The 3266-nt window shown below is 35.7% G+C and carries 3 protein-coding genes and 1 pseudogene; all 4 read right to left on the minus strand.

From position 1 onward, the window contains the following. Positions 1 to 304: 304 nt before the first annotated feature. A complete protein-coding gene (locus C9J38_RS21365; protein ID WP_107208801.1) occupies positions 305 to 1366 on the minus strand; it encodes a hypothetical protein in 1062 nt (353 codons plus the stop codon). Between the two features lie 151 nt (positions 1367 to 1517). Further along, the gene (locus C9J38_RS21370; protein WP_107208802.1) at positions 1518 to 2558 is read right to left on the minus strand and encodes a sel1 repeat family protein; all 1041 of its coding nucleotides are present in this window, start codon (positions 2556 to 2558) and stop codon (positions 1518 to 1520) included. Between the two features lie 104 nt (positions 2559 to 2662). After that, the gene (locus C9J38_RS21375; RefSeq protein ID WP_146144077.1) at positions 2663 to 2959 is read right to left on the minus strand and encodes a hypothetical protein; all 297 of its coding nucleotides are present in this window, start codon (positions 2957 to 2959) and stop codon (positions 2663 to 2665) included. Between the two features lie 26 nt (positions 2960 to 2985). After that, a pseudogene (locus C9J38_RS21855) lies at positions 2986 to 3266 on the minus strand (hypothetical protein); the annotation flags it as partial.

Below are 3266 nucleotides of genomic sequence, written 5' to 3' on the forward strand. Positions count from 1 at the left end.
TAGAAGGGTTGATACTTGATATCGGGTTTTCTGATAAAAATTGTTCAAACACAGCAATATCGGCTTGTTGAGGTGTTGTTGCTTTTGAGCATCCATTTAAGACTAAAAAAGAGAAAACTAATAATAGGGTAGTAATATTTACTTTCATGCATTTAAGGCCTTAACGGACTGAGAAGCTAATTGATTTTAATGCATAATTGTACATCTAATCTCTGCTGGGCAATAATTTGCTCAAGGTGATTAAGAAGCGCTTCTTAAATATCTAAGAAGCGCCCTAAGATCAATTAAATTGATGGGTGAAAATTTATTGTATATCTAAACGTGAGTAAAACATTGTTGCGTGAGCACCATCGATATAAATCACTTTTTTTACCGAATCTGCTTTTTCTTGAGCCTTTTTATTAGCAGCAATTAAGGCGTCTTTTTCTTTAGGTGCAATAACTTCATGCAAACCAAAAGAACGTCCGTTTTGTAAATCAAGAGCTTTAGCGACAATATATTTTTGTGTATTATTTAATGAGTTATTATCTAGGCTATTTAATTGGTATAAATTCCATGCTGCATTTGAGCCTAATTTTATACCCTGCTCTATGTAATTAAGGTAGCTTTCTCCACCTTCACGACCACTTTGTACCTCATTACCTATAAGCCCCTCAATAGCCGGTACAAAGTTATTAAACCGCGCATAATTAAGAAGATTCACAGCCATAGCTTCCATGTTTTTATTTGGCTTATCTTCATTGATAATTTTATTCGCATACTCTACGAGCGGGTAGTAATAATGCTTTTCAGCAGATTGAATAACCGCATCAATATACTCCTTGTGGGTTAGGTCAGGTTTCAATGTAGTGCTGTAATATACGGCACGAACGTCGCCTGTTTTGGCTTTTTCAGCAAAGAGTTTTTGTGCTTTCTCCACCCATTTTTCACTGCAATCATTCGGGAAGTACATTTGGCATTGATGGTTATCAGGTGCAAAAAATAATGCCGCATATGGATTACCTAACTCTGCCGATTGTATAAGCATCTTACGAGCGATAGGTGTGCTTTTAATACTTCCCGAGTATGAGATTAAAGCCGTCCAATAAAGTGCATCGGGGTCATTTTTATCAACAAGCGGTTTCAGTGCTTTTTCTGCTTTTCCCCAGAGATTACGCTGAATATTGAGTACCCCTTCAAAAAGTGGATCACCAGGCATATAGATACTTGCTACATCAATAGATGAACTGATGCTTGAGATCGGATTTTCTGATAAGAATTGTTCAAATACAGCAATATCGGCTTGTTGAGGTGTTGTTGCTTTTGAGCAACCGGTTAAGGCTAAAAAAGAGAAAACTAATAATAGTGTACTAATAGTTACTTTCATGCATTTAGACCTTAACTTAGCGGACTGAGAAGCTGATTGATTTTAATGCACAATAGTACACCTAACAATTACTGGGCAATAATTTGCTTTAATCATTGATTAAAAAAGCGCTTCCTGTTCATTTAGTAAGCGCTCAAAAATTAAAAAATAATTAACCTTCAGGTACGTGAGCACCATCAATATAAATCACTCTTTTTACCGAATCTGCTTTTTCTTGTGCCTTTTTATTCGCAGCAATTAAGGCTGCTTTTCCTTTTGGTGGGATAGAAAAACTAATGCCGTAGTCGTAACCATTAAATAACTCACTCGCCTTGGCTATGAAGTATTTTTGTTGGCTTGATAAGGATTTATCATTAATGCTATTTAATAGATAAACTCGCCATGCATGGTTTGAGCCAATGTTTATTCCTTGTTCTGTAAGACTTTTGTACTGTTCACCTTGAGTACGTTTTTTTTCACCCTCATACCCCATCAAAGCGTCAATAGCCGGTATAAAGTTATTAAATTGCGCATAATTAAGAAGATTCACAGCCATAGCTTCCATGTTTTTATTTGGCTTATCTTCATTGATAATTTTATTCGCATACTCTACGAGCGGGTAGTAATAATGCTTTTCTGCAGATTGAATAACCGCATCAATATATTCCTCGTGGGTTAAATCTGGTTTCAATATTGTGCTGTAATATACGGCACGAACGTTGCCTGTTTTTGCTTGTTCTGCAAAGAGTTTTTGTGCTTTCTCTACCCATTTTTCACTGCATTCACTGGAATAGTACATTTGACAAATATCGTTTTTAGGCGAAAAAAACAATGCTGCATAAGGGTTACCTTGTTCCGCTGATTCCATATATAGCTTTTTAGCTATAGGGTTGTTTTTAATACCCGTTCCCCATGTAATTGATGCTAACCAAAATTTTGCGTCAGGATTTTGGTTCTTTGCCATCGGCTCAAGTTGTTTCTTTGCCTCAGCCCAAAGATTACGTTGGATGTACAAAACACTTTCAAAAAGTGGGTCACCTTGTTGGTATATACTTGCGATATCAACGGTTGGACTTACTGATGATATAGGATTTTCTGATAAAAATTGTTCAAATACAGCAATATCGGCTTGTTGAGGTGTTGTTGCTTTTGAGCATCCATTTAAGACTAAAAAAGAGAAAACTAATAATAGGGTAGTAATAGTTACTTTCATGCATTTAAGGCCTTAACTTAACGGACTGAGAAGCTAATTGATTTTAATGGCGTATAGTACACCTAAAAACAATTAGGCAATAATTTGCTTGAGGTGATTAAAGGCTAATAAAGAACTTGATAATGAGCACCATCTATAAAGATTACTTTTTTTACCTTATCTGCCTTTTCTTGAGCTTTTTTATTCGCAACAATTAAAGCGTCTTTTCCTTTAGGAGGAGTAACAAAGCTTATGCCGAACTCATCACCATTAAATAAATAATTTGCTTTAGCTACAATATATTTTTGTGTTTCAGTTAGGGAGTTATTATGACGACTAAGTATACTATAACCACCCCATGCGTCATTTGAACCCATTGCAATGCCCTGCTGCATAAGTTCCTTGTAAAGAGGGCCTTTCATTCGCTTATGTTTACCTTCGTGATTCATTAAACATCTATAGCAGGAACAAAGTTATAAAAGCGTGCATAATTAAGAAGGTCACTAGCGAGTTCCTTCATTTCTTGATTAGATTTTTCTGATTCTCTTAAAGTAATAGAGTATTCAACAAGCGGGTAAAAATAGTGATTGTCTGCTGCATTGATAATGGCGTTAATATATTGCTCGTGGGTTAAATCTGGTTTTAATATCGTACTGTAATATACGGCACGAACGTCACCTGTTTTTGCTTGTTCTGCAAACAGTTTTTGTGCTTTTTCTACCCACTTCT

This window comes from Photobacterium sp. GB-210 (genome assembly GCF_003026075.1).
GTDB lineage: Bacteria > Pseudomonadota > Gammaproteobacteria > Enterobacterales > Vibrionaceae > Photobacterium.